The sequence below is a fragment of the Pseudomonas sp. ICMP 460 genome (assembly GCF_002723595.1).
Classification (GTDB): Bacteria; Pseudomonadota; Gammaproteobacteria; order Pseudomonadales; family Pseudomonadaceae; genus Aquipseudomonas; species Aquipseudomonas kitaguniensis.
This window is the reverse complement of the sequence record NZ_LKBR01000088.1, coordinates 23,978-48,045: the sequence shown is the minus strand read 5'-3', so window position 1 is coordinate 48,045 and position 24,068 is coordinate 23,978. Positions and strand designations below refer to the sequence as shown.

Annotated in this window: 17 protein-coding genes and 1 pseudogene; 8 read left to right on the top strand and 10 right to left on the bottom strand. The window is 61.9% G+C overall.

The genetic code is table 11. The features are described from left to right. Nucleotides 1–118 precede the first annotated feature (118 nt). The 7 genes and pseudogenes from AO240_RS27455 to hemE form a co-directional block, all read left to right on the top strand. Nucleotides 119–1,372 (top strand): annotated as a pseudogene (locus AO240_RS27455) (type IV pilus secretin PilQ); the annotation flags it as partial. Between the two features lie 4 nt (nucleotides 1,373–1,376). Next, nucleotides 1,377–1,895, top strand: a complete 519-nt coding sequence (gene aroK, locus AO240_RS27450) for a shikimate kinase AroK (protein WP_058411823.1) — start codon at nucleotides 1,377–1,379, stop codon at nucleotides 1,893–1,895. A 122-nt stretch (nucleotides 1,896–2,017) separates the two neighbouring features. Continuing rightward, complete coding sequence (aroB, locus tag AO240_RS27445) at nucleotides 2,018–3,118, top strand: 3-dehydroquinate synthase (RefSeq protein WP_099240875.1); 1,101 nt, start codon at nucleotides 2,018–2,020, stop codon at nucleotides 3,116–3,118. 10 nt (nucleotides 3,119–3,128) lie between these two features. Further along, nucleotides 3,129–4,703 (top strand): SPOR domain-containing protein, encoded by a 1,575-nt coding sequence (locus AO240_RS27440; RefSeq protein WP_099240874.1) that lies wholly within the window; start codon nucleotides 3,129–3,131, stop codon nucleotides 4,701–4,703. Nucleotides 4,704–5,054: 351 nt separating this feature from the next. Then, nucleotides 5,055–9,500 carry a glutamate synthase large subunit gene (gene gltB, locus AO240_RS27430; protein WP_099240872.1) on the top strand — a complete coding sequence of 1,482 codons (4,446 nt, stop codon included), beginning with the start codon at nucleotides 5,055–5,057 and terminating at the stop codon, nucleotides 9,498–9,500. Between the two features lie 123 nt (nucleotides 9,501–9,623). Next, on the top strand, nucleotides 9,624–11,042 hold the full coding sequence (locus AO240_RS27425; RefSeq protein WP_099240870.1) for an FAD-dependent oxidoreductase: 1,419 nt from the start codon (nucleotides 9,624–9,626) through the stop codon (nucleotides 11,040–11,042). Nucleotides 11,043–11,222: 180 nt separating this feature from the next. Then, the gene (hemE, locus tag AO240_RS27420) at nucleotides 11,223–12,290 is read left to right on the top strand and encodes a uroporphyrinogen decarboxylase (RefSeq protein WP_058411818.1); all 1,068 of its coding nucleotides are present in this window, start codon (nucleotides 11,223–11,225) and stop codon (nucleotides 12,288–12,290) included. A gap of 64 nt (nucleotides 12,291–12,354) precedes the next feature. Here the strand turns inward: hemE and AO240_RS27415 are convergent, their stop codons facing one another. Continuing rightward, on the bottom strand, nucleotides 12,355–13,581 hold the full coding sequence (locus AO240_RS27415; protein WP_371918682.1) for an MFS transporter: 1,227 nt from the start codon (nucleotides 13,579–13,581) through the stop codon (nucleotides 12,355–12,357). A 171-nt stretch (nucleotides 13,582–13,752) separates the two neighbouring features. Here AO240_RS27415 and AO240_RS27410 point away from each other — a divergent pair, with 171 nt between their 5' ends. Beyond that, on the top strand, nucleotides 13,753–14,646 hold the full coding sequence (locus AO240_RS27410) for a LysR family transcriptional regulator (protein WP_099240866.1): 894 nt from the start codon (nucleotides 13,753–13,755) through the stop codon (nucleotides 14,644–14,646). A 386-nt stretch (nucleotides 14,647–15,032) separates the two neighbouring features. Here AO240_RS27410 and AO240_RS27405 read toward each other — a convergent pair whose 3' ends face one another. The 9 genes from AO240_RS27405 to AO240_RS27365 are packed head-to-tail and all read right to left on the bottom strand — an operon-like array spanning nucleotide 15,033 to nucleotide 24,048. Then, nucleotides 15,033–16,259, bottom strand: coding sequence for a beta-ketoacyl-ACP synthase (locus tag AO240_RS27405; RefSeq protein ID WP_099240864.1), 1,227 nt, complete (start codon nucleotides 16,257–16,259; stop codon nucleotides 15,033–15,035). Next, on the bottom strand, nucleotides 16,259–16,987 hold the full coding sequence (gene fabG, locus AO240_RS27400; RefSeq protein WP_099240862.1) for a 3-oxoacyl-ACP reductase FabG: 729 nt from the start codon (nucleotides 16,985–16,987) through the stop codon (nucleotides 16,259–16,261). The genes AO240_RS27405 and fabG overlap by 1 nt, the downstream gene beginning before the upstream one ends. Further along, nucleotides 16,984–17,445 (bottom strand): hotdog family protein, encoded by a 462-nt coding sequence (locus AO240_RS27395; RefSeq protein ID WP_099240860.1) that lies wholly within the window; start codon nucleotides 17,443–17,445, stop codon nucleotides 16,984–16,986. Before AO240_RS27395 ends, fabG begins: the two co-directional genes overlap by 4 nt. Then, nucleotides 17,442–18,608 carry a beta-ketoacyl-[acyl-carrier-protein] synthase family protein gene (locus AO240_RS27390; protein ID WP_099240858.1) on the bottom strand — a complete coding sequence of 389 codons (1,167 nt, stop codon included), beginning with the start codon at nucleotides 18,606–18,608 and terminating at the stop codon, nucleotides 17,442–17,444. Before AO240_RS27390 ends, AO240_RS27395 begins: the two co-directional genes overlap by 4 nt. After that, nucleotides 18,605–19,087 carry a DUF3261 domain-containing protein gene (locus AO240_RS27385; protein ID WP_099240856.1) on the bottom strand — a complete coding sequence of 161 codons (483 nt, stop codon included), beginning with the start codon at nucleotides 19,085–19,087 and terminating at the stop codon, nucleotides 18,605–18,607. Before AO240_RS27385 ends, AO240_RS27390 begins: the two co-directional genes overlap by 4 nt. Continuing rightward, complete coding sequence (locus AO240_RS27380; RefSeq protein WP_099240854.1) at nucleotides 19,084–19,818, bottom strand: class I SAM-dependent methyltransferase; 735 nt, start codon at nucleotides 19,816–19,818, stop codon at nucleotides 19,084–19,086. Before AO240_RS27380 ends, AO240_RS27385 begins: the two co-directional genes overlap by 4 nt. Further along, the gene (locus AO240_RS27375; RefSeq protein WP_099240852.1) at nucleotides 19,815–21,062 is read right to left on the bottom strand and encodes an NAD(P)/FAD-dependent oxidoreductase; all 1,248 of its coding nucleotides are present in this window, start codon (nucleotides 21,060–21,062) and stop codon (nucleotides 19,815–19,817) included. The genes AO240_RS27380 and AO240_RS27375 overlap by 4 nt, the downstream gene beginning before the upstream one ends. A gap of 33 nt (nucleotides 21,063–21,095) precedes the next feature. Next, nucleotides 21,096–23,414, bottom strand: a complete 2,319-nt coding sequence (locus tag AO240_RS27370) for an MMPL family transporter (protein WP_099240849.1) — start codon at nucleotides 23,412–23,414, stop codon at nucleotides 21,096–21,098. Continuing rightward, a complete protein-coding gene (locus AO240_RS27365; RefSeq protein ID WP_099240847.1) occupies nucleotides 23,398–24,048 on the bottom strand; it encodes an outer membrane lipoprotein carrier protein LolA in 651 nt (216 codons plus the stop codon). The genes AO240_RS27370 and AO240_RS27365 overlap by 17 nt, the downstream gene beginning before the upstream one ends. Nucleotides 24,049–24,068: the final 20 nt, after the last annotated feature.

Below are 24,068 nucleotides of genomic sequence, written 5' to 3'. Positions count from 1 at the left end.
TTTCTCGTCCTTCGGTGTGGCGCTATGGATAGCGTTCACGGCACCGATGGCCTTTGCTGTGCCTCATCGTGTGGACCTGATCCAGCTGCCGCCCCCCGGCAGCGCAGGTTTGGGCGCTTACCGCGGTGAAACGCTGAACCTTAACTTCCAGAACATCGAGTTGCGTGCGGTATTGCAGCAGATCGCCGATGTCGCCGGGCTCAACCTGGTTGCCAGCGATGAGGTGCAAGGCTCGATTACGCTGCGGCTCAAGGACGTGCCTTGGGACCAGGCGCTGGACCTGGTGTTGCAAACCAAAGGCTTGGACAAGCGCGTGACGGCGGGTGTTTTGCTGGTGGCGCCTGCCGAAGAGTTGGCCGCCCGCGAACTGCTGGTGCTTGAGTCACGCAAGCAACTGGCCGAGTTGGCGCCGTTGCGCCGGGAGCTGTTGCAGGTCAATTACGCCAAGGCGGCGGACTTGGCCAAGTTGTTTCAGTCGGTGACCAGTATCGAAGGCGTGCCCGATGAGCGCGGCTCGGTGGTGGTGGATGAACGCACCAATAACATCATCGCCTACCAGACCGGCGAGCGGCTTGAAGAGCTGCGGCGCATCGTGGCGCAGCTGGATATTCCGGTACGCCAGGTGATGATCGAGGCACGCATCGTCGAAGCCAATGTCGACTACGACAAAAGCCTCGGCGTGCGCTGGGGTGGTCGGCTCAACCGTGGCAACTGGGGCGCCGGCGGGCTAAGCAAGCCTTTGGCCGAGGGCGCTGAAGCATCGGCGAGCCCGCCCGGTTCGTCGTTTGTCGACCTGGGTTCGCTCACCGGTACTGCGGGCCTGGGCATCGGTTTTATCACCGACAACCTGTTGCTCGACCTGGAACTCACCGCCATGGAGAAAACCGGCAACGGTGAAATCGTCTCACAGCCCAAGGTGGTCACTTCCGACAAAGAAACCGCACGTATCCTCAAGGGCACCGAGATTCCCTATCAGGAATCCACCTCCAGGGGCGCCACGTCGGTGTCATTCAAGGAAGCCTCGCTGTCACTCGAGGTAACCCCGCAAATCACCCCTGACGGCTGGGTGTTCATGGAGGTCAAAGTCACCAAGGACGAGCCGGACTATTTGAACAAGCTCAACGACGTTCCGCCCATCAAGAAAAACGAAGTCAACGCCAAGGTGCTGGTCAAGGATGGCGAGACCATCGTCATCGGCGGGGTTTTTTCAGATACCCAAAGCAAAGTCGTAGATAAAGTGCCATTTTTGGGCGATGTGCCGTATCTTGGCCGCCTTTTCCGGCGCGATGTGCTGGCACAAAGAAAATCCGAGCTGCTGGTATTCCTGACTCCGCGTATTATGAATAACCAGGCGATTGCTGTGAGTCGTTGATTCTGTGCGAAATTTGATTCTTGTAGGACCGATGGGGGCTGGAAAAAGCACCATCGGCCGTTTGCTGGCCAAAGAGCTGCGCCTGCCATTCAAAGATTCCGACAAGGAAATTGAATTGCGCACGGGCGCCAATATCCCATGGATTTTCGATAAGGAAGGCGAGCTGGGCTTTCGCGACCGCGAGCAGGCGATGATTGCCGAGCTGTGCGGCTTCGACGGCGTGGTGTTGGCCACCGGCGGCGGCGCTGTCATGCGCGATGAAAACCGCCGGGCGCTGCATGCCGGTGGGCGCGTGGTTTACCTGCATGCGTCGGTTGAACAGCAAGTGGGCCGTACCGCCCGTGATCGCAATCGCCCGTTGCTGCGCACCGCCGACCCGGCCAAAACCCTCAAGGATCTGCTGACGCTGCGCGATCCGCTGTATCGGGAAATCGCCGATCTGGTGGTTGAAACCGATGAACGGCCGCCACGGATGGTGGTTCTCGACATTCTTGAGCGCTTGCAGCAGTTGCCACCCCGTTAAAGCCAAGCCCGAAATGCGCTATTCTCGGCGGCGCGTCATCACGGTTCGAGGTGTGGCGCAGAGCCATCAGGCGGCGTCAACTGAGCGTTGCCGATCGTACATACATCTTCACGCGGGGACACATGCAGACACTTAAGGTCGATCTAGGCGAGCGCAGCTACCCAATCCATATTGGTGAAGGTCTGTTGGACCTGCCCGAGTTGCTTGCGCCGCATATTGCTGGTCGGCAGGTGGCGATCATCTCCAACGAAACGGTCGCGCCGTTGTACCTTGAGCGTCTGAGCCGCAGCCTGGCGGCGTACTCGGTGATTTCGGTGATCTTGCCTGACGGCGAAGCCCACAAGAATTGGGAAACCCTGCAACTGATATTTGATGGCCTGCTGACTGCGCGCCATGACCGTCGTACCACCGTGGTCGCTTTGGGCGGCGGTGTGATCGGCGACATGGCCGGTTTTGCCGCCGCCTGTTACCAGCGTGGCGTGGACTTTATCCAGGTGCCGACCACGTTGTTGTCCCAGGTCGATTCGTCGGTGGGCGGCAAAACCGGCATCAATCACCCGTTGGGCAAGAACATGGTCGGCGCGTTTTACCAGCCGCAGGCCGTACTGATCGACACCGCTACCCTCAATACCCTGCCGCCGCGCGAGCTGTCGGCGGGGCTGGCAGAGGTGATCAAGTACGGGCTGATCTGCGACGAGCCGTTTTTGACCTGGCTCGAAGCGCATGTGGACGCGCTGCGCGCCCTCGACCAAGTGGCGCTGACCGAAGCGATTTCGCGCTCCTGCGCCGCCAAGGCGCTGGTAGTGAATGCCGACGAACGTGAGTCCGGCGTACGCGCCACGCTCAACCTGGGCCACACCTTCGGCCATGCGATCGAAACGCACATGGGCTATGGTGTGTGGCTGCATGGCGAGGCCGTTGCGGCTGGCACGGTGATGGCATTGGAGATGTCGCAACGCTTGGGCTGGATCAGCGCGCAAGAGCGGGATCGCGGTATCCGCCTGTTCCAGCGCGCCGGTTTGCCGGTTATTCCGCCGTCGGAAATGACTGAGGCGGATTTTCTCGAACATATGGCAATAGACAAGAAAGTGATCGACGGTCGACTGCGACTGGTGCTGCTGCGCCACATTGGCGAAGCTGTGGTGACCGACGATTATCCGAAAGAGATTTTACAGGCTACGCTGGGAGCGGATTACCGTGCCCTGGCCCAGCTGAAAGGTTAATAAGATCCCGATGACTAGTTTGCATGCCGACGAGGCGTTCCTCGGCCATTACCAGTTAAGCCACGACCCATTCGCTCCACGGGTGCCTGGTTTCAAATTTTTCCCTGCCCAGCGCAAGCCGGTGCTTGGCCAATTGCACCATCTGGCGCGCTACAGCCAGTTGTTGCTGGTGGTCACCGGCCCATTGGGCAGCGGCAAGACCTTGCTGCGCCAGGCGCTGGTTGCCAGCACCAATAAGCAATCGGTACAGAGCGTGGTGGTGTCGGCACGCGGTGCCGGTGATGCGGCAGGCGTGTTGCGCCAAGTGGCGCAGGCGCTGAACGTGGCCACCGCCGAGCCGAATGCGATCCTCAAGCAAGTGGTGCAGTTGGGCCTGACCGGGCAGGAAGTCTACTTGCTGGTGGATGACGCCGAGCAGCTCGACGAATCCGCCCTGGAAGCGTTGCTGGCGCTGGCGGCGGGTACGCCGGAAGGTCGCCCGCACGTGTTCTTGTTTGGTGAGTCGTCGTTAATCGCCGATCTGGAGCAGATCAGCGGTGATCAGGAGCTGTTTCACGTCATCGAACTGCAGCCGTACGAAGAGGAAGAAACCCGCGAATACCTGGCTCAACGCCTCGAAGGCGCAGGCGCGGGCATCGAACTTTTCTCTGCTTCGCAGATCTCTGATATTCACGAAAGCTCCGACGGTTGGCCTGGCACCATCAACCAGGTCGCTCGCGATGCCTTGATCGAAGCCATGATTGCCAGCCGTTCTGCGGTTAAGCGTCCAAAGATGGGGTTTACTATGCCTAAGAAGCACGTATTGGCTATTTCCGCCGTTGTCGTGGTCGCTGTCGCCGCTGCCTGGTTGATTCCAGGTCGCAGCAAAGCGCCCAGCACGGCCGGCGCGCCAACCGAACAGGCGCAGTTGCCACTGGGCAAGCCCACGCCAAATGTCGAATTCGCCAACTCCGGCCAACCGACCAACCTGCCGATGGTCGGCCAACCCGTGATGCGCGGCCCGCTCGCTGAAGAAGCCGGTGGCATTGCCGAAGGCGACGATGGCGTGCCGGTTGAAGGCTCCAGCGCCACCCCGCCGACGGTTACCACCACCGCGCCACCTGCCGGCGTACCGGCTGGCCCGGCGGCGACTGCCGCTGCCAAACCCGCGCCGACGCCGACACCGGCTCCCACTGTCGCCACCGCCAAGCCTGCGCCTGTGACCAAACCGGTCGCACCTGCGCCAGCCGCCAAACCCGCCCCGGCGGCCAAGCCTGCTGAAAAACCGGCCGCCACCGTTGCCAAGGCTGGCGCTGCCGGCAGCAGCTGGTACGCCAGCCAACCGACCGGCAACTTCGTGGTGCAGATCCTCGGCACAAGCTCTGAAGCCAACGCCCAGGCGTTCGTGAAAGAGCAGGGCGGCGAGTACCGTTATTTCAAGAAAGTGCTCAACGGCAAGCCTCTCTACGTGATCACCTACGGCAATTTCTCCAGCCGTGCAGCGGCCGATTCCGCCATCAAGGCCTTGCCAGCGAAGGTTCAGGCTGGTAAACCTTGGCCTCGCACTGTCGCCAGCGTCCAACAGGAACTGGCAACAACTCGCTGAAGATTCGGCGGCCTTACCCAGGCCGCCTCTCCCGGCACCTCAAGAAAACCGCAAGTGCGTGCTGCCCTCAAGGCCGCGCGCTTTGTAGTGTCTGCGTCACAGTAGCTATTGAGTCGTAGCAGTCAAAATTAAAAAGGTTTTGACTAGCACAGCATATCGCTTTAAACCTTTCATAAATGCGACATACATTTGCGACATTTCGTCGCTAAATTTGTGAGCCTAAGTGTCGGTGTGTACAATGACCTCCCTTTTGCCCCCGCTAAGCCGGCAGACGTTCGGCGCGGAAGGTAACCGGTTGAATTGAAAAGAAATTTGTCTCGAAATAAGAGGCAGCCTGGTGAGAAAGTGTCTATGAAAGCAGGTCTGTACCAACCCGATGAATTCAAGGATAACTGCGGTTTCGGCCTGATTGCCCACATGCAGGGCGAGCCCAGTCATACCCTTTTGCAAACGGCCGTCGAGGCCCTGACCTGCATGACCCACCGCGGTGGGATCAACGCCGATGGCAAGACCGGTGACGGTTGCGGCTTGCTGATTCAAAAGCCCGACCAGTTCCTGCGCGCTGTTGCTAAAGAGCAATTTGCTGTCGACCTGCCCAAGCAGTACGCCGTGGGCATGGTGTTCTTCAACCAGGACCCGGTTAAAGCGCAAGCCGCTCGCGAGAACATGAACCGCGAGATCCTGGCTGCCGGCCTGCAACTGGTGGGCTGGCGCAAAGTGCCGATCGACACCAGCGTGCTCGGCCGCCTGGCCCTGGAGCGCCTGCCGCAGATCGAACAAGTGTTTATTGCAGGTGACGGCCTGAGCGACCAGGACATGGCGATCAAGCTGTTCACCTCGCGTCGTCGCTCGTCGGTGTCCAACGCAGCCGACGCCGACCACTACATCTGCAGCTTTTCGCACAAGACCATCATTTATAAAGGCCTGATGATGCCGGCGGATTTGACCGCCTTCTATCCAGACCTGAGCGATGAGCGCCTGCAAACCGCCATTTGCGTGTTCCACCAGCGCTTCTCCACCAATACCCTGCCGAAATGGCCGCTGGCTCAGCCATTCCGCTTCCTCGCCCACAACGGCGAGATCAACACCATCACCGGCAACCGCAACTGGGCCGTGGCCCGTCGCACCAAGTTCGCCAACGACTTGATGGACCTGGAAGAACTCGGCCCGCTGGTTAACCGCGTGGGTTCCGACTCCTCCAGCATGGACAACATGCTTGAGCTGATGGTCACCGGCGGCATCGACCTGTTCCGTGGCGTGCGCATGATCATTCCGCCTGCGTGGCAGAACGTCGAGACCATGGACCCGGACCTGCGGGCGTTCTACGAATACAATTCGATGCACATGGAACCGTGGGACGGCCCGGCCGGTGTGGTAATGACCGACGGCCGCTACGCGGTGTGCCTGCTCGACCGTAACGGTCTGCGCCCGGCGCGTTGGGTCACCACCACCAACGGTTTTATCACCCTGGCGTCGGAAATCGGCGTTTGGGACTACAAGCCTGAAGAGGTTATCGCCAAAGGCCGTGTAGGCCCTGGCCAGATCCTGGCCGTGGACACCGAAACCGGGCAGATCCTCGACACCGACGCCATCGACAACCGCTTGAAGTCGCGTCACCCGTACAAGCAATGGCTGCGCAAGAACGCTTTGCGCATCCAGGCGACCATGGAAGACAACGACCACGGTTCGGCTTTCTATGACGTGGACCAGCTCAAGCAGTACATGAAGATGTACCAGGTCACGTTCGAGGAGCGCGACCAAGTGCTGCGCCCGCTCGGCGAGCAAGGCTACGAGGCCGTCGGCTCGATGGGCGATGACACGCCAATGGCCGTGCTGTCGCAGCGCGTGCGCACGCCGTACGACTACTTCCGCCAGCAATTTGCGCAGGTCACCAACCCGCCGATTGACCCGCTGCGTGAAGCCATCGTGATGTCGCTGGAAGTGTGCCTCGGTGCCGAGCGCAACATCTTCCAGGAATCGCCGGAGCACGCGTCACGCGTGATCCTCAGTTCGCCGGTCATTTCGCCAGCCAAGTGGCGGTCGTTGATGACCCTGGAACGCCCAGGCTTCGACCGCCAGATCATCGACCTGAACTACGACGAAAGCCTCGGCCTTGAAGCCGCTGTGCGCAACGTCGCCGATCAGGCCGAAGAAGCAGTGCGTGCCGGGCGTACCCAGATCGTACTGACCGACCGCCACATTGCCCCAGGCAAACTGCCGATCCACGCCTCTTTGGCCACCGGCGCGGTGCACCACCGCCTGACCGAAAAAGGCCTGCGTTGCGACTCCAACATCCTTGTGGAAACCGCCACCGCCCGCGACCCGCACCACTTTGCGGTGCTGATCGGCTTTGGCGCCTCGGCGGTTTACCCGTTCCTGGCGTACGAAGTGCTGGGTGACCTGATCCGTACCGGTGAAGTGCTTGGCGACCTTTATGAGGTGTTCAAGAACTACCGCAAGGGCATCACCAAGGGCCTGTTGAAGATCCTCTCGAAGATGGGCATCTCCACCGTTACCTCGTACCGTGGCGCGCAGTTGTTCGAGGCTATCGGCCTGTCCGAAGAAGTCTGCGAGCTGAGTTTTCGTGGCGTGCCGAGCCGCATCAAGGGCGCGCGTTTCGTCGACCTCGAAGCCGAACAAAAAGCCCTGGCGGCCGAAGCCTGGAGCGCGCGCAAGCCGATCCAGCAAGGCGGCCTGCTCAAGTTCGTGCACGGTGGCGAATACCACGCGTACAACCCGGACGTGGTCAGCACCCTGCAAGCCGCTGTGCAGCAGGGCGACTACGCCAAGTTCAAGGAATACACCGCGCTGGTGGATAACCGCCCGGTGTCGATGATCCGCGATATGTTCAAGGTCAAAACCCTCGACACGCCGCTGGCGATCAGCGAAATCGAACCGCTGGAATCGATCCTCAAGCGTTTCGACTCCGCGGGTATTTCCCTTGGCGCGTTGTCGCCTGAGGCTCACGAAGCCCTGGCCGAAGCCATGAACCGCCTGGGTGCGCGTTCCAACTCCGGCGAAGGCGGTGAAGACCCGGCGCGCTACGGCACCCTCAAAAGCTCGAAAATCAAGCAGGTCGCGACCGGCCGTTTCGGTGTAACCCCCGAATACCTGGTCAACGCCGAAGTGCTGCAGATCAAAGTCGCGCAGGGCGCCAAGCCCGGCGAGGGCGGCCAGTTGCCTGGCGGCAAGGTCAACGGTTTGATCGCCAAGCTGCGTTACGCAGTCCCCGGCGTGACCCTGATTTCGCCACCGCCGCACCACGACATCTACTCGATTGAAGACCTGTCGCAGCTGATTTTCGACTTGAAACAAGTCAACCCGCAGGCGCTGGTCTCGGTGAAACTGGTCGCAGAAGCCGGCGTGGGCACCATCGCCGCCGGTGTGGCCAAGGCTTATGCCGACCTGATCACCATCTCGGGCTACGACGGCGGCACCGGCGCTTCGCCGCTGACCTCGATCAAGTACGCGGGCGCACCGTGGGAACTCGGCCTGGCTGAAACTCACCAGACCCTGCGCGGCAACGACCTGCGCGGCAAAGTGCGGGTGCAAACCGACGGCGGCCTGAAAACCGGCCTCGACGTGATCAAGGCCGCGATCCTCGGCGCCGAAAGCTTCGGCTTCGGCACTGCGCCAATGATCGCGCTGGGCTGTAAATACCTGCGCATCTGCCACCTGAACAACTGCGCCACCGGCGTCGCGACGCAGAACGAAAAGCTGCGCAAGGATCACTACATCGGCACCGTCGACATGGTGGTGAACTTCTTCACCTACGTCGCCGAAGAAACCCGTGAGTGGCTGGCCAAGCTGGGCGTGCGTTCGCTGGAAGAACTGATCGGCCGCACCGACCTGCTCGACATCATTCAAGGCCAGACCGCCAAGCAACAGCACTTGGACCTGACGCCGCTGTTGGGCAGCGATCACATCCCGGCCGACAAGCCACAGTTCTGCCAGGTGGAGCGCAACCCGCCGTTCGATAAAGGCCTGTTGGCCGAGAAGATGGTCGACATGGCCGGCTCCTCGATCAATGACGCCAGCGGTGGCGAATTCGCTCTGGATATTTGCAACTGCGACCGCTCCATCGGCGCACGCATTTCCGGCGAAATCGCGCGCAAGCACGGCAACCAGGGCATGGCCAAGGCGCCGATCACGTTCCGCTTCAAGGGCACTGCGGGCCAGAGCTTCGGCGTGTGGAACGCCGGCGGCCTGCACATGTACCTGGAAGGTGACGCCAACGACTACGTGGGCAAGGGCATGACAGGCGGCAAGCTGGTGATCGTTCCGCCAGCGGGCAGCGTTTACAAGTCGCAAGACAGCGCGATTATCGGCAACACCTGCTTGTACGGCGCCACCGGTGGCAAGCTGTTTGCTGCGGGTACGGCTGGTGAGCGTTTCGCCGTGCGTAACTCCGGTGCCCACACCGTGGTGGAAGGCACTGGCGATCACTGCTGCGAGTACATGACCGGCGGTTTTGTCGCGGTACTCGGCAAGACCGGTTACAACTTCGGTTCGGGCATGACCGGCGGTTTCGCCTACGTGCTCGACCAGGACAACACCTTCGTCGACAAGGTCAACCACGAGTTGGTCGAGATCCAGCGGATCAGCGGCGAAGCCATGGAATCCTACCGGAACCACTTGCAGCACGTGCTGGACGAGTACGTCGAGGAAACCGGCAGCGAATGGGGGCGTAACCTCGCCGAAAACCTGGACGACTACCTGCGTCGTTTCTGGCTGGTCAAGCCCAAGGCTGCCAACCTGAAATCGTTGCTTTCCAGCATCCGTGCCAACCCGCAATAAGGGCAGTTGCAAGCGGCGAGCTTCAAGCCGCAAGTTAGATGCAGTGCGCGGTGTGCCGGTTAATGTGATTTTCTTGCAGCTTCAAGCTTGCCGCTTGGAGCTGTCGTGTAAGAGGTTTTGAAGATGGGCGAACGTCTCAATAACGACTTCCAATTCATCGATGTCGGGCGCAAAGATCCGAAGAAGAAGCTGTTGCGTCAACGCAAAAAAGAGTTCGTGGAAATCTACGAACCCTTCAAACCCCAGCACTCGGCCGACCAGGCCCACCGCTGCCTGGGGTGCGGCAACCCGTATTGCGAATGGAAGTGCCCGGTGCACAACTTCATTCCCAATTGGCTGAAACTGGTGGCCGAGGGCAACATCCTCGCCGCCGCCGAGCTGTCGCACCAAACCAACACCCTGCCGGAAGTGTGCGGCCGCGTTTGCCCACAGGACCGTCTGTGTGAGGGCGCTTGCACGCTCAATGACGGTTTTGGCGCAGTGACTATCGGCTCGGTGGAGAAGTACATCACCGACACCGCGTTCGCCATGGGCTGGCGCCCGGACATGTCCAAGGTCAAGCCGACCGGCAAACGCGTCGCGATCATTGGCGCAGGCCCGGCGGGTTTGGGCTGTGCCGACGTGCTGGTGCGCGGCGGCGTGACCCCGGTGGTGTTCGACAAGAACCCGGAAATCGGCGGCTTGCTGACCTTCGGCATCCCCGAGTTCAAGCTGGAAAAAACCGTACTGAGCAACCGTCGTGAAGTGTTCACCGGCATGGGCATCGAGTTCCGCCTGAACACCGAGATCGGCAAAGACGTGACCATGGAGCAACTGCTCGCCGAATACGATGCCGTGTTCATGGGCATGGGCACCTACACCTACATGAAGGGCGGCTTTGCCGGTGAGGATTTGCCGGGCGTGTATGACGCGCTCGACTACCTGATCGCCAACGTCAACCGCAACCTGGGCTTTGAAAAGGCTCCGGAAGATTTCGTCGACATGAAGGGTAAAAAGGTCGTGGTGCTGGGCGGTGGTGACACCGCGATGGACTGCAACCGTACCTCGATTCGCCAGGGCGCCAAGTCGGTGATCTGTGCGTATCGTCGTGACGAAGCCAACATGCCGGGCTCGCGCAAAGAGGTAAAAAATGCCAAGGAAGAAGGCGTGCGATTCCTCTACAACCGCCAGCCGATCGCTATCGTCGGTGAAGACCGCGTCGAAGGCGTGAAGGTGGTCGAGACGCGTCTCGGCGAGCCGGACGCGCGTGGCCGCCGCAGCCCTGAGCCGATTCCGGGTTCCGAAGAGATCATCCCGGCCGACGCCGTGGTCATCGCTTTCGGTTTCCGCCCAAGCCCGGCGCCGTGGTTCGGGCAGTTCGAGATCCAGACCGACAGCCAGGGCCGCGTCGTTGCCCCGGAACAAGGTCAGTTCAAGCACCAGACCAGCAACCCGAAAATCTTCGCCGGTGGCGATATGGTGCGCGGGTCGGACCTGGTAGTGACGGCGATCTTCGAAGGCCGCAATGCCGCCGAAGGCATCCTCGATTACCTGGGCGTCTGACGACGCCAGCAGTAAGCTTCAAGCAATTAGCTGCAAGCTAGAAGCCTCGATGCTTGCAGCTTGCAGCTTGGCGCTGCTTTTATGCGACAAATCGACCCGATAGACAAAAGGCACGGCGCATACCGTGCCTTTTGCCTCGCGCTCTGAGAAAATGCCCGCACTTTTTTTGCGGATGCCGACATGACTGCCCTCAAGAACGACCGTTTCCTTCGTGCCCTGCTCAAGCAACCCGTAGACGTCACGCCCGTGTGGATGATGCGTCAAGCCGGTCGCTACCTGCCGGAATACCGCGCCAGTCGCGCCCATGCCGGCGACTTCATGAGCCTGTGCATGAACCCTGCGTTCGCCTGCGAAGTCACGATGCAGCCGCTGGACCGCTATCCACAACTGGACGCGGCCATTCTGTTCTCCGATATTCTCACCATCCCTGACGCCATGGGCCAAGGCCTGTACTTCGAGACCGGCGAAGGCCCGCGTTTCAGGAAGGTCGTCAGCACCCTGGCCGATATCGAAGCCCTGCCGATCCCCGACCCGCACAAAGACCTCGGCTACGTGATGGACGCCGTCAGCACCATCCGTCGCGAACTGAACGGCCGCGTGCCGCTGATCGGCTTCTCCGGCAGCCCATGGACGCTGGCCACCTACATGGTCGAAGGCGGCTCGTCGAAAGACTTCCGCAAAACCAAGGCCATGCTCTACGACAACCCGCAAGCCATGCACCTGCTGCTGGACAAGCTGGCGCAGTCGGTCACCAGCTACCTCAACGGCCAGATCATGGCCGGCGCGCAAGCGGTGCAGATTTTCGACACGTGGGGCGGCAACCTGTCGGCGGCGGCGTACCAGGAGTTCTCCCTGGCTTACATGCGCAAAATCGTCAGCGGCCTGATCCGCGAACACGAAGGCCGCAAAGTGCCGGTGATCCTGTTCACCAAAGGCGGCGGCCTGTGGCTGGAAAGCATCGCCGACGCCGGTGCTGACGCGCTCGGCCTGGACTGGACCTGCGACATCGGCGAAGCCCGACGCCGCGTCGGCAACCAGGTCGCGTTGCAAGGCAACATGGACCCGACCGTGCTCTACGCCAAGCCGGAAGCGATCCGCAGCGAAGTCGGGCGTATTCTCCAAAGCTACGGCAAAGGCAGCGGCCACGTATTCAACCTCGGCCACGGCATCACGCCAGAAGTGAACCCGGAGCATGCCGGCGCGTTCCTGCGCGCGGTGCATGAGCTGTCGGCGCAGTATCACGAGTAATAAAAAAGCCCGGCTTGATGCCGGGCTTTTTCATGGGCAAATACACATTTAAACCCAGAAAGCCTTAGGCCTGCACATTCCTCAGAGGCGCCAACTTCGCCAGCTTCAACGCCACCAGCAGCGCACCGATCAACAGCGCCACGATAAACCCGCCAATTCCGTTCCAGCCGGCAAAGTGCCAGAAGAACCCGCCCGCTGTACCGGCAATGCTCGACCCCGCGTAGTAGCAGAACAGGTACAACGATGAGGCCTGCCCTTTGGCTTTCAGCGCGCGGCGGCCGATCCAGCTGCTGGCAACCGAGTGGGCGGCGAAGAAGCCAAAGGTGAAGATCAGCATGCCGGGCACCACCAGCCACAGCGGGCTGAACAGCGTCAGGGCGATGCCTGCGAGCATCAACACGATGGTGGCCCAGAGTACGCGGCGGCGGCCGAGGCGGTCGGCCAGCGAGCCGATTTTCGCCGAGCTGTAGATGCCCGACAGGTACACCAGCGAGAGCAGGCCGACCACCGCTTGGCTCAGCTCATAGGGCGAGGCCAGCAGGCGATAGCCGATGTAGTTGAACAGCGTGACGAACGCGCCCATCAACAGAAACGCTTCGAGGAACAACCACGGCAGGCCTGCGTCCTTGAAGTGCATCACGAAACCTTCCACCAGGCTGCGTGGCTTGAGGCTGCTGGCGCGGAAGTTGCGCGATTCGGGGAGGATTTTCCAGAACACCGTGGCCGCGATCAGTGCCAGGGCGCCGATGATCAGCGTCGCGGTGTGCCAACTGACAAAGTCGATCAGCACGCCCATGATCAAGCGCCCGCTCATGCCGCCAATCGCATTGCCGCCGATGTACAGGCCCATGGCCAGGCCAATATGTTGCGGATGAATCTCTTCGCTCAGGTAAGTCATCGCCACGGCGGCCAAGCCGCTTAAAGACAGGCCGACCAGCGCGCGCATCAGCAGAATCCCTTCCCATGTCGGCATCAAGCCGCTGGCGATAGTCGCCAGCGCCGCGCAGAACAGCGCCGCAACCATCACCGGTTTGCGCCCGAGTGTGTCGGAAACCGGCCCGGTGATCAGCAAACCCAGCGCGAGCATGGCTGTCGCCACCGACAGGATCAGGCTGCTTTGCGCGGCATTGATGGAAAACTCATGGGACAGCGCCGGCATCATCGGCTGCACGCAATACAGCAGGGCAAAGGTGGCGAAACCACCGGAGAACAGCGCCAGTACTGTGCGCATGAACATCGGTGTGCCTTTTTCGATGTACTCCTCGTTGAGCTGGGCCACCACCTCATCCAGGGCGGAAGGCGGGACTTCTTGAGCAAAGGGCGCGACAGCAGATTTCACAAGGACCTCGGGGAGGGAAAGCCTGCCAGGACTGGCAATGGAAAAAGAATATAGCTGCCTAATGATTCTTTCCAATATATTGTTCGACCTGTTTGAGAGCTTTTACGACCTGATGGAGTTTGCATGGAATTACGTCACCTGCGGTACTTCATTGCCGTCGCCGAAGAACTGCATTTCGGTCGCGCCGCGCAGGTGCTGGGCATCTCGCAACCGCCGTTGAGCCAGCAGATTCAAGCGCTGGAACGGGAAGTGGGTGCGCGGTTATTTGAGCGCACCAATCGTCGGGTTGAGTTGAGCGAAGCCGGGCGACTGTTCCTGCAAGAGGCACGGCTGGTGCTGGCTCAAGTCGATAAAGCGGCGGACGTGGCGCGTCGCGCGCAGTTGGGCGAGCTGGGCGAATTGAAGATCGGCTTCACCTCGTCGGCGCCGTTCAACGCGAGCATTCCGCAGGCGATCTTCGCGTTTCGCCAGGCGTTCCCGGCGGTGCACCTGAACCTGCAAGAGATGAGCAGCACGGAAGTCGCCGAGTCGCTGGTGGATGAGTCGATTCAAGTCGGCTTGATGCGCCCGCTGCCATTGCCGGATTCACTGAGCGTGGTTGAGCTGATGCGCGAGCCTTTGGTCGCGGTACTCAGCGCCGGTCACCCGTTGGTGGCGGGCAGTGAGCGCGGCTTGCACCTGGCGCAACTGGCTGAGGAGCCGTTTGTATTTTTCCCGCGCAGCTACGGCAGCGGCCTGTACGCACAGCTTATCAACCTGGCACGTGACGCCGGCTTCAGCCCGCACTTCGCCCAGGAAGCTGGCGAGGCCATGACGATTATCGGGCTGGTGGCAGCGGGTTTGGGCGTGTCGGTGTTGCCGGCGTCTTACCAGCGCATACGCATTGATGGCGTGGTGTATCGCACCTTGCTCGACCAGGAGGCGGTAACGTCGGTATGGCTGGTGCAGCGCAAAGGCGCGCAAACGCCGATGGCCAAAGCGTTTGTGGACCTGTTGACGCGCAAATCCACTCAGTAAAACCCGGCGATCAGGCGGGCTTCTGTGGCGAGCGAGCAAGCCCGCTCGCCACAGTTTATTGTGTATGTAGAACAAATAAGCGGCGCTTTGCCACCGATTGCAGGCGGTCTGTTTTCAGGCATACTCGCCCAGTTCCCGAAAGGGACTTGTGAGACTCTGAGGATCCTGGCTAACCAGCCATCGCAGATCCAGGCAGGAGGTGGCGATGACAAGCCAACCTGTTTGTGAAGAGGGCGCCGAAAGGCGCCCTTTGTCGTTTCCGACTCACTGCGATTCTCAGTTTTGCTTCGCGGTGCCTGTTCGCTCAACCCACTCATTCGTGCCATTGCTGCGCAGTGCGGTCAGGCTGTCGCGGTAGCTGATGAAGTAGCCCGTCGGTTAATACCTCAGCGCCAGCGGCGGAAGATCAGCGAGGTGTTGACGCCGCCAAAGGCAAAGTTGTTGTTCATCACGTAGTCGTTGTGCATCTCGCGAAACCCGCCTTGCAGGTAATCCAGCTCGCCGCAGTGCGGGTCGACGCAATCGAGGTTGAAGGTGTGCACGTATTGGTCGCGGTTCATCATTTCGATGCTGAACCACGACTCCAGCGCGCCACAGGCGCCCAAGGTGTGGCCGAGGAAACTTTTTTGCGAGCTGATCGGCATGCGGCTGCCGAACAGGCTGTGGGTGGCCAGCGTTTCGGCGGTGTCACCTTGATCGGTGGCGGTGCCATGGCCGTTGACGTAGCCGATGGCGCCGGGTTCAAGCCCGGCGTCTTCCAGCGCCAGCTCCATCGCGCGGCGCATGGTTTTCTGTTCCGGGCGCGTGGTGTGCTGGCCGTCGGCGTTGCTGCCAAAACCCACCAGCTCGGCGTGGATGTGCGCACCGCGGGCCAACGCGTGTTCGAGTTCTTCGAGCACCAGCATGCCGCCGCCTTCGCCGATCACCAAGCCGTCACGGCCGCTGTCGTAAGGGCGCGGGCTGGTTTGCGGCGCGTCGTTTTTCAGGCTGGTGGCGTACAGCGCATCGAACACCATGGCTTCGGTGGGGCACAGCTCTTCGGCGCCGCCTGCGAGCATCAACGGCAAACGGCCGAACTTGATCGCCTCGTAGGCATAACCAATGCCCTGGCTGCCGCTGGTGCAGGCGCTGGACGTGGGAATCAGCCGCCCGGTGAGGCCGAAAAAGATGCTGATATTCGCTGCCGTGGTGTGCGGCATCATGCGCACGTAGGAGTTGGCATTCAGGCCCTCGGCCACCGAGTTCAACAGCATATTGCCGAACGCCTTGATCTCGTCGGTGCTGCCGGTGGACGAGCCGCAGGCCACGCCCATGCGCCCGTCCTTGATCGATTCATCGCCGAGCAACCCGGCATCCTGCAACGCTTGCTCCGCCGCCCACACCGCCAGGCGTGAGACGCGGCCCATGCTGCGCAGTTGCTTGCGCGTCCAGTGCGCGGGCACCACAAAGTCGTCGATTGGCCCGGCCAGGCGTGTGTTCAATTCGATGAAGCGGTCCCACTCGTCCATGCGCCGAATGCCGCTGCGGTTGGCGCGAAAGTTGGCGGCGATGGTCTCCCAATCGCTGCCCAACGAGGTCATGCCGGCCATGCCGGTGACTACAACGCGCTTCATCAGCACAGGCCTCCATTCACGGCCAACACCTGGCGCGTGATGTAGCTGGCTTCGGCCGACATCAGAAAGTTCACCGCGCCGGCGACTTCTTCCGGGGTGCCCATGCGTTGCGCCGGGATCATCTTCATCAGTTCTTCGACCGGCACGTTTTCATCCAGCATTGCGGTGTCGATCAAGCCGGGAGCGACGCAGTTGACGGTGATCTTGCGCTTGCCCAGCTCGATGGCCAGCGCCTTGGCCGCGCCGATCAGGCCAGCTTTCGAGGCGCTGTAATTGACCTGCCCACGGTTGCCGATCAACCCGGAAACCGAGGTGATGCAGACGATACGGCCAGCGGCGCGCCGACGAATCATCGGCATCATTACCGGGTGCAGCACGTTGTAGAAGCCGTCGAGGTTAGTGCGCATCACCACGTCCCAATCGTCTTCCGACAAGGCCGGGAATGCGCCGTCGCGGGTCAGACCAGCGTTCAAGACCACGCCGTAATAGGCGCCGTGCTGTTCCACATCGGCCTCCAGGATGGCTTTGCAACTGGCGCGGTCTGCCACATCAAATTGCAGCACGCGCGCCTTGCGGCCCAAGGCCTCGACCTCGGCCTGCACCGCGTCGGCTTCAACCCGGCCACTGCGGCAATGCAGCACGATGTCATGCCCGGCCTGCGCCAGGCGCAGGGCAATGGCGCGGCCGATGCCACGGCTGGAGCCGGTCACCAGTACGGATTCAGTCATGGCGTTTGGTCCTTCAATTCAGCTAAATAGTGGGTCGCCTGCGGCGGTCGAAATACGTTCAGGCGCGCGCTGGCCTGGATACCCACGCCGGTGAGGTGGCATTCGAACACACCCATGCCGTTGTCGTCCTCCAGCGAGCGCAGACCGTGGATGTGCAGCTCGGCGCCTGCGGGGAAGTGCTCAACGTTGCACACAAACTTGCGCGTGCCCAGCAGGAAACCGAGTTCCGCCGCCTGGCCTTTTTGGCGCGCGTGGCAACCGGCATACGCGGCCACGCTCTGCGCCATCAGCTCGATACCGACCCAGGCGGGCAGGCTGCCGTCGGGCCGGTTGAACAGGCCACCGGGCGTGACGGTGGCGCGGGTGTGAACCTGCTCTTCATCGAACGACAGCACCTGGTCGATCAGGATCATGTCGCCCGCGTGGGGCAGCAGTTCGGCGAGTGGCCAAGTGATCATGGGGCCTCTGCAATAATCAGGCTGACGTTGTTGCCGCCGAAGGCAAACGAGTTGCTCATCAGGCAGCGTTTTTTCAAAGTGTCGCCAGCGTGCGCCCACTGTAACCCCGGCAGCGCCGGGTCGGCCTGGCCGTCCCACACGTGCGGCGGGATCACGCCGTGGGCCAGGCTCAGCCAGCAGAACGCGGCTTCCAATGCTCCCGCAGCGCCGAGTGTGTGGCCGCTCATGGGCTTGGTCGATGAGCACGCCACGCCGTTGGGGAACACGCTGGCCACGGCCAGGCTTTCCATCGCGTCGTTGTGGTGGGTCGCGGTGCCGTGCAGGTTCAGGTAACCGAGCTGCTCGGGCAGCCGTTTGGCGCTGGCCAAGGCCTTGCGCATCGCCTGCAACGCACCTTTGCCGGTGGGTTCGGGCGCCGAAATATGGTGCGCGTCGCAGCTCGCGCCGCTGCCCAGCAAGGCGATGGGTGCGGTTTGCCGGCTCATCACGAACAGCACGGCCGCTTCGCCGATGTTGATGCCATTGCGGTTCACTGAAAACGGGTTGCAGCGTTGGTTCGACACCGCTTCCAGCGCGGCAAACCCGTTAAGCGTCAGTTTGCACAGGCTGTCCACGCCGCCGCAGATCACCGCATCGCACACGCCAAGGTCGAGCAGGCGCTGGGCACTCATCAAGGCGCGGGCGCTGGAGGTGCAGGCGGTGGAAATAACGTAAGCCGGGCCGCTTAATTGCAGCCACTCGGCGAGAAAATTTGCCGGGGCGCTGAGCTCCTGTTGCTGGTAGTCGTAGTCGCCGGGGAACTGCTGGTCGCGCAGGTAACGCGCGATGCCACGGCTGGCTTCGTCGATGCCCGAGGTGCTGGTGCCCAACACAACGGCCACGCGTGAGGCGCCATAGGTGTGGATCGCTTGGCGGATCTCATCTTCGATCTGCAGCGCCGCTTCCAGCAGCAACTGATTGTTGCGGCTGCTGTGCTGGTTCAGTTGCACCGGCAGGCTCGCCAGTGCGCCATGCACGCCGGCCACCGGCACCACGCGCTCAGGCACCCAGCCGCTCTCGGCGCGCATGCCCGAACAGTCACCGGCGAACAGGCTGCGGCTGACCTCGGCCTGGCCACGGCCGAGGGCGCAGATCACGCCGAGTGCATTCAGGTAGACCGTCATCGCTCAACCCCCAGCGGCGTGACGCGGTAGCTCAACGGCTGACCGCTGATGTTCACGCTGAACACCTGCGACGACTGATACACAATTTGCCAATGCCCCGGCAACGTGCGCGTGAGGTCCATCGCCTGGGCGCTCGGGTAAAGCGCGCGCAGCTCATCCGCTGAGGTCAAGGCAAACAGCAAGGCGGCAAACAGCTCGCGCGCCTGCGGATTGGGCGGCAGCAAGCCATCGGCCTGCCACTGGCCATTGACCAGCTTTTGCCGGGCCAGAGGAATGCCCAGCGGGTCCATCATCGACCAGCGAAGGGCGGCGCCTTCGCGCTGAATCACCAGCAGCCAATCCTGGCTTTGCCCGCCTTCCTTGCGTTGCACATGCAATTGCATCGGCAAGGCCAGCGCCGGGTTTTTCTCGGGCAGCGGTGGCTGGCTGGCGCAGGCGCTCAGCAGCAATAGGCAGCCCATCAAGAACAGGCGGATCATGTAGCGGCGCTCGTTAAAGGTTTACGCGCCACGCAGTTCACCAGGGTTTCTTCACGCTGGCCCACCGGCGGCGGCTTGCGCAGGCCCAAGCGTTCGAGCAGGCCGAAATCGCCGGTGCGGCTCCACCACAAATACGGGTACGAGACGTTTTGCGGGCCGAATTCAAAGCCCTGCTCGCGCAGCATGTCCAAGTATTCTTCAGCGCTTTTTTGTACGTGCATCGGGTGGCGGAACAGCCAGCGAATCACCCACGTGTCGATATACGCTTCGGTGGACTCGGCAAACAGCAAATAGCCGCCCGGCTTGAGCACCCGGTAAAACTCCTGGAGTGCGCGATGCTGTTCTACCAGATGGTGAAAGGTCTGATGGCAGAACAAAATGTCGACGCTCGCGTCCGGCACCTCCAGGGTCGCACAGTCGCTGCCGACCAGCTCGACGGCCAAGCCCTGGCGCGCGGCTTCAGCCTTGCTCAGTGCCAGGCTGTGAGGGTCGGCATCCAGGCCAATCAGGCGCTGCGGCGCGAACACTTGCTGCAACAGCTTGAACGATTTGCCCTGACCGCAACCGGCGTCGAGCAACACCGGCGCCACGGGCAACGGCTCGCTGAACAAACCGTGCAGGTCGTTGATCGCCACGCGCAACACACGGTGCTGCCAGGTGTGGCTACGCAGGAACCACAGGCCGAAGCGGGTTTCTTCCACGTAGTTTTTGCTCAGGTATTGGCTGCTCACGCGGCATCCCCTGCACAAATCTCCGACAACACCCGCAAGCGCCGCTTGGGCTCGCTGACAAACGGGTTGCGCTGATCCCACGCGTAGCCTGCGAGGATTGCGCTGATCATCCGGCGAATGTCGTTGGAGCTGCCAGGGTGAAAAATCACATCCTGGAACGTCCCCGCGTACCAGCCTTCGACGTAGCAGCGGAAGGTGTCGACACCGCGCTTCAACGGCTCGGCAAACTCGCGTTGCCAGTCCACCGTTTCGCCCATGAGTTGGCGATGCAGCAGGCCTGCGGCCATGCTCGCCGAACGCATGGCGATGGTCACGCCGGAGGAAAATACCGGGTCGAGAAATTCCGCCGCATTGCCCAGCAACGCAAAGCTTGGGCCGTGCAGGGTTTTGACGTTGGCCGAGTAGCCGCTGAGCGTGCGCGCCGGCGTATCCCACACGGCGTGTTGCAGCACGCGCGCAAGGCTTGGGGTTTCGGCGATAAAACCGCGCAGGCAGGCGTCCAGGTCTGCGTCGCGGCCTTCGAAATGCTGCTTGGCGGCGACCACGCCCACCGAGCAACGGCCGTTGCTGAACGGGATGGTCCAGAACCAGATGTCGCGATGGGTCGGGTGCGTGGTGATGAGGATCTTGCTGCGGTCGAAGCCTGGGTGTTCGATACGGTCTTCAACGTGGGTAAACACCGCTTGGCGCACCGGGAAATTCGACGGTGCTTCCAGGTCCAGCAGGCGCGGGAGCACGCGGCCGTAGCCGCTGGCGTCGAGCACGAAGGCGGCTTTGAGGTGATACTCGCTGCCGTTTTCGCGGCGCACGTGCAAGTAGCGGCACTTGCCTGCCATGTCCACGCCGACAACGCTTTCACCGTAGCGAATCTCCACGCCTTGCAGCGCCGCCTGATCGGCCAGCAACTTGTCGAACGCGCCGCGCTGTACCTGGTAGGTGATGGGCTTGCCGTTGCTGAACGTGTCACCAAAATCAAACGCGCTGTAACGCTCGCCCCACGCGAACGCGGCGCCGGTTTTCACCTGAAAACCCGCCGCCTGCACGGCGTCGAGCATGCCGGCTTCTTCGATAAAGTCGATGCAGTGCGACAGCAGGCTCTCGCCAATCGAGAAACGAGGGAAATGCTCACGCTCGATGATCAATACATCATGCCCGTTGCGCTTTAGCAGCGCGGCGGCGATAGCGCCGGATGGCCCTGCACCGATCACTACTACCTGGCGACGTTCCATTTCAACTGTGGGCACGAAGGCTCCTTGCCACTTTGGCGATATTCACATTCATAAGGCGTGCTTCTGATGGCCGGCCCAAGGCGCCAGCATAAAGCTGAACGCCAGGCCCAGGCTGACCGACAGGCCGAAATTACTCACGGCCGGTGTACTCGACACCGCCAGCAGGCCAAACGACAACCAGGTCGTCAGCGCCGCCAACAGCGTACCTAAAAGACTCACGGCAGGGCCGCCGATTTGCTCGCGCATCAAAATCGCATAGTCGACGCTGATCGCCGTGACCAACAGCAGGCCGAACAGGCTGAACAGGGTCAGCGGCTGGCCTAGCCAACCCAGGCTGGCCAAGCTGCAGAGTGCCGCGAGCAGCGGCAGGGCGACGATGCGCAAGGCACCGCCGACACCGAACGGCAGTATCAGCAACAGCACGATCAGCACGCACGACATCAACTTCAATTCAGCCGCGCTGATCTGCGTGTCGGCGAACACCCGGTTCAAATCGCCGAGGCGATCCACCAACTGCACGCCGGGTAAATCCAGCGCCTGCACCCGCAGCAACGCCGGGCTGTTCAAGCCTTGCAGGCTGACCATCGCCGCCACGCCGCCGTCCACCTGGCCCAGCCACAGCGTGCGCCAGGGTTCGGCCAATGGGCCGATCAGCGAGGCGTCGATGTCTTCGGTGGGCAGCGCTTGCAGTTGCGCTACTTCGGCCTGCAAGGCGCTGGCGGGCACGCCGAGGTCGACCAGCGGCTGCCAGAATGGCGCCAGCCTGCTCAGTGCATCGCGCAGTTGTTGTTGCTCGGCGGGCAAACTGACCAGTTGGTTGAGCGCCAAATAGCCCTGCAGCTTGTTCATGTTGACCAGTTGGTCCAGGCGCTGGCCCAGCGCAGCCTGGCGTTCCAGCAACTGTTGTTGATTGTCCGCGCGCACCAAAAAGAATTGGCTGGTGGGCTGGAAGCCGGTGATGCGCGCCACGGCTTGCGCCTCTTGCAGCAACTGCGGCGGCGCGCCGATCCATTGGCGAATATCGTTTTTGCTGTTCAACTGCCACAGGCCACCGGCGCAAAACAGCAGCACCCACACCAGCAGCACCGCGCTTGGCACGCGTTTGATCAACCCGGCACGCAACTGCCACAGGCCTTCGGCGATGCGCAGCGGCCATTGCGCGGGGCGCAGTTCAACGCCCTTGAGCAGCGCGGGCAACAGGCACACTGCAGACAAGTAAGCGCCGAGCAGACCAGCGGCGGAGAACACCGCGATTTGCGTCAAGGCCGGAAAAGGCGTCCAGGCCAGCGCCAGGTAGCCGATGCAACTGGTCGCCAGGCTCAGGCTCAGGCCCGGCAGCGTGAGGCGCAACGCCGGCCAACTGCGCCATGGCTGCAGGCTCCAGCTTTTCGACAGGTAGTGCAGCGGGTAATCCACCGCCACGCCGATCAGGCTGGAACCCAGCACCAGGGTCATCACGTGCATATGGCCGAACAGCGCCACGCACGCCACCGCGCCAAACAGCATGCCCACCAGCACCGGCACAAAGGCCAGCAGCACGCGCCAGCGACGGAACGCCAGCAACAGCAGTAACAGAATGCCCAACGTTGCGCCGCCGCCGACCCAGGTGATTTCGCGGCTGGCCTGTTGCTGCCCATTGGCCGCGTAGAGCAAACCGCTGGCGGCGAGCAATTGCGCGCCGTGTTCGCTGGCTTGCGCACGGCTGGCCTGAAGCAAGTCGGCCACTTGCACCGGCAGTTTCATGTCGAACGCATTGCCGGTGGTGCGCGCACGCAGCATCACCCAGCTCTTGCCGTCGGCCTCGGCTATCAGTGCGCCGCTACCGATGTCCAACTGCACCGAGCCATGCTGCGGCTGGCTGTTCTGGATGCGCCCGGTAAGGCCCAGCCAGTCGTCCTGGCTTGGCACCAGGCTGAACCCGGTGAACGGGTCGAACAGCGCCTGCACACGCTGTTGAATAAACGCCTCGGGCTGCTCGATCAGTTGCTCGCGGTCCTTGGCTGAAAGCATCGCCAACCGCCCGCGCAGCAGTTGCTCACGCAGCGCCGGCAAGTCGGCTTGCAGGTTCCACTGGACCTTTTCAAATAGCCCGCTGGCCTGCCAGCGTTCGCCCAATTGTTGCGCCACCGCCACGGCTTGCTGGCGCTCGGCATGCCCCACGAGTACCAGCATCTCGCGGTTCAACGGCTCCTGCATGCGCTGTTCGGCTTGCTGCTCCAGTGCATCCGGCGTGTTGCCTGGCACCAACTCCATCAGGTTGGCCGACAACGGCGCGCCATGGCGCCACTGCCAACCGGCCAGTGCCAGCACGGCCACCAGCAGCATCAGGAACAGGCGCGGTAGCAGGCGCTCACTGAGCAAAGTCATGTTGCTCCGCGTCGCTTAACGGTTGGCCTGCGGTACTGTCCTGCATGCGCAGCACGGTGCTGTCGCCCTGGGTTTCCAGCAGTTCGACTTTTTGCACCAGCGCGCCGCCGTCGATGTTGATTTGGCTGAACACTTGTTTTAGCAGCAACGAGCGCGGTATCAGCGTGAGCGTCCATTGGTTGGCTTCGCCTTGCAGCTGCAATTGAAAATCGCGCTGCAAGCCGCTGCTGTCGCCCTGCAGCACAGCGAGGAACAAGCGATTCTGCTCGGCGCCGGCGCTCTTGTTCGGCAGCAATTGCCAGCCATTGGCGTCACGCCGGGCGATGCCTTGGGCGCTGATGCGGTAATCCTGTTGCAACGGCGTTTTCAGCCGCCACAGCAAACCGTGGTCTTTGGCGAGTACGAAGGTGCCTTTGCTGACCAAGGGTTGGGGCAGCGCACGCAGGTGTTTTTCCTGGATGAAACTGCCGTGAATCACCGATGGCTTGGCTAACTGGTCGCTCAACTGCTGCACGTCAAAAGCATGCGCGCTGAAGCTCAGCAACAACCCGATCAAGGTGGGAGCGGGCTTGCTCGCGAAGAACCTGAGGGCGCGGCGTAGTGTCAGTGGACCAGCGTTATCGTTAACGACCATCGCGAGCAAGCCCGCTCCCA